Source organism: Frankia sp. R82 (assembly GCF_023716925.1).
GTDB lineage: Bacteria > Actinomycetota > Actinomycetes > Frankiales > Frankiaceae > Frankia.
Genome location: NZ_JAMQQG010000233.1, coordinates 1 through 7,591 on the forward strand (window position 1 = coordinate 1; position 7,591 = coordinate 7,591).

General features: G+C 70.9%; 7 protein-coding genes. 2 read left to right on the forward strand and 5 right to left on the reverse strand.

What is annotated here, in order from left to right; all coding sequences use genetic code 11:
* The coding region (gene dnaG / locus ND747_RS19110) for a DNA primase (RefSeq protein ID WP_251735122.1) at positions 1 to 1,427 on the reverse strand (1,427 nt) is incomplete at its 3' end.
* Between the two features lie 498 nt (positions 1,428 to 1,925).
* On the reverse strand, positions 1,926 to 3,188 hold the full coding sequence (locus tag ND747_RS19115; RefSeq protein WP_251735124.1) for a deoxyguanosinetriphosphate triphosphohydrolase: 1,263 nt from the start codon (positions 3,186 to 3,188) through the stop codon (positions 1,926 to 1,928).
* A 95-nt stretch (positions 3,189 to 3,283) separates the two neighbouring features.
* On the opposite strand from ND747_RS19115, the gene ND747_RS19120 reads away from it, so the two are divergent.
* Entirely contained in the window at positions 3,284 to 3,439 is a 156-nt protein-coding gene (locus ND747_RS19120) for a hypothetical protein (protein ID WP_251735126.1), read from the forward strand.
* A gap of 121 nt (positions 3,440 to 3,560) precedes the next feature.
* Positions 3,561 to 4,100, forward strand: a complete 540-nt coding sequence (locus tag ND747_RS19125; RefSeq protein ID WP_251735127.1) for a PH domain-containing protein — start codon at positions 3,561 to 3,563, stop codon at positions 4,098 to 4,100.
* Between the two features lie 169 nt (positions 4,101 to 4,269).
* On the opposite strand, the gene ND747_RS19130 is transcribed toward ND747_RS19125, so the two are convergent.
* The 3 genes from ND747_RS19130 to ND747_RS19140 all read right to left on the reverse strand — a co-directional run.
* Positions 4,270 to 6,144, reverse strand: a complete 1,875-nt coding sequence (locus tag ND747_RS19130) for a transketolase (RefSeq protein WP_251735129.1) — start codon at positions 6,142 to 6,144, stop codon at positions 4,270 to 4,272.
* Between the two features lie 290 nt (positions 6,145 to 6,434).
* The gene (locus ND747_RS19135; RefSeq protein ID WP_251735130.1) at positions 6,435 to 7,031 is read right to left on the reverse strand and encodes a YdcF family protein; all 597 of its coding nucleotides are present in this window, start codon (positions 7,029 to 7,031) and stop codon (positions 6,435 to 6,437) included.
* A 288-nt stretch (positions 7,032 to 7,319) separates the two neighbouring features.
* The coding region (locus ND747_RS19140) for a hypothetical protein (protein WP_251735132.1) at positions 7,320 to 7,591 on the reverse strand (272 nt) is incomplete at its 5' end.

Genomic DNA, 7,591 nt, shown 5'->3' on the forward strand with positions numbered 1-7,591 from the left:
GCCGCGGCCGATCCGGCCCGGACCGGGGCACCGGCTCCCGCGCCGACGACGGCCCGGTTACGGTGCTCGGCGACCCGGGCGGCGACGAAACGCTCGTCGAGGAAACCGAGCCAACGGTCGAGGTTGACCGCGTAGCGATGCCGCAGGCCGGCATCCTTGATCCGCCCGATCAGCGGGGCGGCGGCATCGAGTGCGGCAAGGCGGCCCTCGGTGGAGTCGAGGTCGTAGCGGCCGATCACGCCGCGCAGGGCGAACTCCACCAGCGGCACCCGCCGGGCGACGAGCTCGCGCACAGCCGCGTCGCCCCCGCGCATCCACAGCTCGCACGGATCGAGCCCGTTCGGCTCGACGGCGACGAACGTCTGCGTGGCGAAGCGCTCCTCGTGTTCGAAGGCCCGCATCGCCGCTTTCTGACCGGCGGCGTCCCCGTCGAAGGTGAAGACGACCTCACCGCGGCGCTCGTCGGAGTCCATCAGCAGCCGCCGAACAACACCGACGTGCTCCGCGCCGAACGCTGTGCCACAGGTCGCCACCGCGGTGGTGACCCCGGCCATATGACAGGCCATGACATCGGTGTAGCCTTCCACCACCACAACCTGATAGCGCCGCGCGATGTCGCGCCGGGCCAGCTCCGCGCCGTACAGCAGGCTCGCCTTGCGAAACAGCGGCGTCTCGGGCGTATTGAGGTACTTCGGGCCGGCGTTACCCGTGCCCGAGCTCGCTGTGCCCGAGGTCGCTGTGCTGCCGCCCTCCAGCAGACGCCCGCCGAAGCCGACGACGTCTCCGGCAAGATCTCGGATCGGCCACATCAGGCGGTGGTGGAACCGGTCGATCAGGCCGCCGCGAGAGCCGGGTTTCGACAGCCCCCCGAGCACCAGTTCCTCCCCGGTGAACCGGCGAGCCAGCAGATGGCGGGTCAGCGTGTCCCACCCGGTGGGGGCATAGCCGACCCCGAAGCGGTGTGCGGCCTGCGCGTCGAACCCGCGGGCGGTCAGGAACTCCTGGCCGGCGCGGGCAGCGGGATGCGCGCCCAGCTGCTCGGCGTAGAACTCGGCGGCCACCCGGTGGGCCTCCAGCAGCCGCTGGCGCTGGCTGGTGACGGTGCGGTCGGTGACACCGCCACCCTCGTAGCTCAGCGTGACACCGGCGCGCCGGGCCAGTCGCTCCGCCGCCTCCCGAAAGCTCAGTCCGTCGATCTCGCGGACGAACGAGTACACGTCGCCGCCCTGCTGGCAGCCGAAGCAGTGGAACAACCCGGTGGCGACGTTGACGTAGAAGGAGGGCGACTTCTCCTCGTGGAACGGGCACAGCCCGGTCAGCTCGTTGCGGCCCGCGGGGCGCAGCTGGACGTACTCGGAGACGACGTCCGCAATCGGCGAGCGCTCCCGGACGAGGGCTACGTCGGCGTCCCGGATGCGTCCAGCCATCCGCGCCTCCCCTCGTCCCTGCCGAGCGGGGGACCCCGCCCGGGGCAGACCAGCCAGCAGACCTGTGTTCCGTCGTACCCGGTGAACCGATCTTCCGAACCCGGATCGCGGGCCCACAACCGAACCCGGCGGCCGGCCGCGCGACGCCCCGCACATCGGTCCTACCGGTGCGATGGTACGTGTCGTAGGCACGACAGTACCGATCATGCCACGGGAATGTTGTGGATGACGTCCCCCACCTGCAGAGCAGCCAACCGGGCCGGCTGCGTGACCGGCGGCCGAGGCCGGCCCACGTGCACCGCGGACACCTCCCCCACCCGGGGTACGGCATGCGCAGCACGCGCATCACACCTGATCACCACGTCTGACACAACTGACATCCAATCATCGCGCAGCGGTCATCGCCGGTCGTCCACTGCTGTCCGGACGCGGCTCACAGCACATGCTTGACAGGACGCGCAGCGCCCACTAGGCGTTGCCCGGCCAGCCAGCCCGAATTCACAGGACCTGGCGTTCGGGCCGGCCACGCAGCGCCGCATGGCGGCGCACCGCGCTCGCGTCGGTCAGCCGGGCCACCTGGTCGACGATCACCCGTAGCCGTCCGGCGTCGTCCGCCGCGGCCTCGAACGCGAGACGCAGCGCCGGATCGAGCGTGCGGGGCGCGCCCGCGTGCAGCAGCTCCACGAGTTCGCCGACGAGCTCCCGCTGGCGGGCCTGGCGGGCCCGCGCCCCGGGCCGCTCCATCACGTACCAGGCGGTGACGCCCTTGAGCGCGACGCACTCGGCGATGGTCATCGCGTCCACGACCAGGTCCGCGCGGTGGCGCACCAGGGGCCCCTCGGGGTGGCGGGCCCGTGTCGCGCGCACGGCCGCGCCGGAGAAGCGGCCGATGAGCTCGCTCGTCATCGCCCGCAGCGCCGCCTGCCCACGGACCGAGGTGATCTCCGAGCGAGGCCACCACGGCTGCACCCGCAACGTGTCCAGCGCCGCCGCGACCGCCGCCGCCGAGGCCTCCGGGAAGCGCCGCGCGGTCGCGTCGGCGAGTTCGCTCCGGTGGTCGGGGGCGTCCAGCGCGGCCAGCTCGATGTGCCCGGCGACGACGCCGTCCTCGAGGTCGTGCACGGAGTAGGCGACGTCGTCCGCCCAGTCCATGATCTGCGCCTCCATGGACCGCCGGCTCGGCGGCGCGCCCGCCCGGATCCAGTGCAGCACGGCCAGGTCGTCCCGGTAGGCGCCGTACTTCGGCGCCCGCGGGTCCGGACCCGCACCGCGCGCCCAGGGGTACTTCGTCGCCGCGTCCAGGGTCGCCCGGGTGAGGTTGAGCCCCACGCTGGACCCGTCGACGTCGACGATCTTGGTTTCCAGTCTGGTCAGCTCGCGCAGGCTCTGAGCGTTGCCCTCGAAGCCCCCGCACGCCGCGGCGGCGATGTCCAGCGCCTGCTCACCGTTGTGCCCAAAAGGGGGGTGACCCAGGTCATGCGCCAGACAGGCCGTGTCGACCAGGTCAGGATCCGCGCCGAGCTGCTCGGCGAGCTCCCGACCCACCTGGGCCGTCTCCAGCGAGTGCGTCAGTCTGGTCCGCGGGAAGTCGTCGTCCAGTGGGCCTACGACCTGCGTTTTCCCAGCCAGACGGCGCAACGCGCTGGAGTGCAGCACCCGGGCACGATCCCGGGCGAAGGGGCTGCGCGGCTGCGGTGTAGCCTTCGGGCGTTCCGCGACCCGACGTACTGTGTCCAACCCGTCATACCACTCAGCGACCACGAGCTTGAGGGTATCGGTGCGATTCGCGGACCCCGGTCGATCGCAACGACGATACTTTGTGCGCACCCCTCACCAAATCGGCCCGGAGGCCCGCCGTGGACAAGCTCGTCAAGTACGCCGCGATCGCGTTTCTCATCTTCTTCGTGGTGACTGCACCGAACAGTGCCGCCAGCATCATCGACCGCGTGTTCGGTTGGCTGCAGTCGTGGGCCAACGGAGTCTCTGCGTTCGTGAGCGACACCGCGTTGTGACCCCGGCTCCCTCGGCCATACCGGGGGTCCCCCGCCTGGCTGTCCGGAGGTCGAACCTCGCCGGACGGGCCTGGAGTGGGATCGGTGTCCAGGCAGCCCCGATCTCTGGGAGACTGTGATCGTGGTGAGACTCCAGTTGCCCGACCCCGCCCAGCGCGACACCAAGTACCTGGCCTCGCAGGAACGCCTGGTCATGATGGTGCGCCAGCACTGGGCGATCCTGCTTCCCGTCTTCCTGCAGACGGCGGGAGCGGTGCTGCTCGCGCTGGTGGCGAACATCCTGTTCGCCGCGCAGGACGTCGACGCGGGCTTCATCACCACGGTGCTGTGGTACTTCGCGCTCTTCATGATCCTGCGGTTGCTCTGGAAGGTTGCCGACTGGCAGTTCGACCACCTGATGATCACGGACAAGCGCCTGCTCAAGGTGTCCGGGATCTTCTTCCGCAAGGTTCAGACGATGCCCCTGTCCAAAATCACTGACCTGACCTACAACCGGGACCCGATGGGGCGACTGCTCGGCTACGGCGAGTTCGTGGTCGAGTCCGCCGGGCAGGACCAGGCGCTGTCGAACATCAAGTTCCTGCCGCGCCCGGACCGGCTCTATCTCACTCTGGTCGACATGACCTTCGGTGGAGCCCCGTCGCCAGCCGGCGACGACTGAGCCGGCAGCAACAACTGAGCCAGCAGCAACGACTGAGCCGGCAGCAACAACTGAGCCGGCAGTGACGCCGGACGGTGGCAGCACATCCGCAGAACGAACGGGGCCGGGGGGATCGATCCCCCCGGCCCCGTTTCGTACCGGTGCTGTCGCCGTTTCGGCGAGACTCGACTCAGCGCAGCAGGTCGCGGGCCGCATCGACGATGTGCGGCGCGGAGATGCCGGCGGCGTCCAGCAGCTCGGTGGGCGTGCCGGAGCCAGGCAGCGAGCGCACCGCGAGGTGGCGCACCGACAGCGGGACGCCGCTGTCGTCCAGGGCGGCGAGCACGGCGCCGGCCAGACCACCTTCGGGGTAGTGGTCCTCGGTGATCACGATGCGCCCACCGGTGGCCCGAGCGGCCTCGAGCAGGGTCGCGGCGTCGACCGGCTTGACCGAGTACAGGTCGATCACCCGGGCGCTGATGCCCTCCGCGGCGAGGGTGTCAGCGGCGGCGAGCGACTCGTGCAGGGTCACACCGGCACCGACGAGCGTGACGGTGTCGGCCTCCGTACGGCGCAGCACCTTGGAGCCGCCGGGCGCGAACGGCTCGTCCGGACCGTAGAGCACCGGGTAGGCCCCGCGCGTCGTACGCAGATAGCTGATGCCGGACAGGTCGGCCATCACCTCGACCAGCTTCGCCGTGGACGTGGCGTCGCTCGGGTAGAGCACCGTCGAGCCGTGCACGGCCCGCAGCATCGCCAGGTCCTCGAGCGCCATCTGCGACGGCCCGTCGGCGCCGATCTCGACGCCTGCGTGGCTGCCGGCCAGCCGGATGTCGGCCTGGGAGATCGCCGCCATCCGGATGAAGTCGTAGGCGCGGGAGAAGAAGGCCGCGAACGTCGACGCGAACGGCACGTACCCGCGTACCGACAGGCCGACCGCCGTCGCGACGAGCTGCTGCTCGGCGATGAACATCTCGAAGAAGCGCTCGGGGTGGACCTTGCCGAAGTCCTCGGCGTGGGTGGAGTTGCTGACCTCGGCGTCGAGAGCGACCACGTCGGTACGGGCGCCGATGGCCGCGAGCGCCTGACCGTAGGCCTTGCGGCTGGCGACCTTGGCGCCGAGCTCGAAGGTCGGCAGGGTGATCCCCGGGCGCTGCACGGCCGCCGGGCGGGGCACCTCCGGACCTGGCACCGGGCCACGCACCCGCAGGTCACGCTCGCCACCAAGCTCGACGATCGCCCGCGCCGCCATGTCGGCGGGCAGCGGCTTGCCGTGCCAGTTCTCCTTGTCGGCGACCTCGGAGAAGCCCTCGCCCTTGCGGGTCCGAGCCAGGATCACGGTGGGCCGGCTCGCGTCCTCGGCGTCGGCCAGGGCCGCGTCGATCGCGTCGACGTCGTGACCGTCAATGACGACGGCCCGAGCGCCGAACGCCTCCACCCGCCTGGCATAGCGGTCGAGGTCCCAGCCGATCTCGGTCGGACCGCGCTGGCCGAGCCGGTTGACGTCGACGATCGCGACCAGGTTCGACAACTGGTAGTACGCGGCCTTGTCCAGCGCCTCCCAGATCGAGCCCTCGGCCATCTCGCTGTCGCCGCACAGCACCCAGACCCGGTAGGGGGACTTGTCGAGGTACTTGCCGGCGATCGCGACGCCGACCGCGTCGGGCAGGCCCTGGCCCAGCGAGCCGGTGGCCACGTCGACCCAGGGCAGGATCGGGGTGGGGTGGCCCTGCAGCCGCTCGCCGAAACGGCGGTAGCCGTTCATCAGCTCGTGGTCGCTGACCACGCCGACGGCCTTGTAGACCGAGTACAGCAGCGGGGACGCATGCCCCTTCGAGAAGATGAGGTGGTCGTTGGCCGGATCCTCGGGGTTGTCCCAGTCGTAGCGCAGGTGCCGGGCGACCAGTACGGCCAGCACGTCCGCCGCGGACATCGACGAGGTGGGGTGGCCGGAGCCGGCCGAGGTGCTCGAGCGCACCGAGTCGACCCGCAGCTGCTGTGCGAGTTCCCGGACCGTCTTCAGATCGGCCGTACCGACCGCGCCTTCGGTTACGGGAGTTGCCACACCAGTCTCCTTATTGTGATCCTCTACGGTGATCCTCAGGTGTCACACACGCCGCCCGGCCCGCGTCGCGGTCTGGCCCGCATCGCCGCGTTGCGCCACTACCGTTTGTCGCACTACCCTTTCGCCCGGCGATCCGAACCGTACCAGCGCGGGTGACCACCGACGGGGGCCGCGCGAGCTGTTGGTAGGTCACATCGACAAACGGTCATCGCCGCTACCAGCCAACCCTGCCGACCGCTGTTGGCGTCGCGTGCTGCCGTCGGCAGCACGGGCCACGGCCGGGATCACGATCACACCGCGCTGGTCGTGGCCTCCGGTGGCGAGGCGCGGTGGAACACCTGGTACCAACGGTAACCAATTCCCTCGCGCACGATGTAGCGGATCCTGGTGTCGATGCCGTGAACAGACGGCCCCGTGGTGACCGGCGAGGTGTGCGCGTCCAGGCCCAGATCCCGGGCCATGGTGCGGGAGCGCAGGCTGTGCCAGGGATCGGTGACGATGACCGTGGAGCGCAGGTGCCGGGCGTTCATGACCCCGGCGACCGCCGTGAGCGACCCGAGTGTGTCCGATCCCTCGGGAATGACGATCACCTTCTCGGCCGGGACGCCACGGCGACGCAGATAGGCGGCGCCGGCCTCGGCCTCGGTGAACCGGTCACCCGGCTGCTTGCCGCCGATCGTGATCACCACCGGGGCGACGCCCGCGCGGAACAGCTCTGCGGCATGGTCGAGGCGGGTGGCGAACACCGCGGACGGCCGCCCGTCGTACTGGGACGCCCCAAGCACGACCAGCGCGTCCGAGCGAGGATGGTGATCCTCGTGGCCCACCCACCACACCTGCACGACCGTGACGACGCCCAGGGTGATCATCCCTACGGTCAGCGTCACCGCCACCCGGATCGCCCACCGCCACCAGCGGACGCGATACCAGTCCGCGCTGAACGGACGAAAAGCATGAAATGGTCGGACGACACGGCCAGGAACGGACAGACCCACTCGCAGGACGTTAGCCCCTCCCGTCCCCGCCCAGACGAGCCCGCCGGCCGCCACCCGCCAAAACGGGCCAGAACCGGCCGGAACGGGCCAGTCTCAGGTGGTCCCGACCGGCCCAGACGGATCACGGCACGGAGCCATGGTCCGCCCCCCGCCCCGGCCGGCCCGCGGATCCGGTCGCGTCTAGGCGGCGGCGCCGGGCGAACCCAGCGCTTCCCAGTCCAGCGTGCCCGCGGTGAGGTCACGGATCCGGGCGAGCAGCCCCAGGCGGGCCGCGCGCACGGCCGGGTCGGGGTCCATCACCATGAGCCCGTCGAAGAAGCCGTCGATGGCCGCCGGCAGCTCCACCGCCTCGGCCGCCGCAACGAGTTCCGCCAGCGCAACGGCCCCGGCAGCAACGCTGGCACCGGCCTGCGCACCGGCCTCGCCCGCCGCACCGCGGGTGAGGCGGGCGT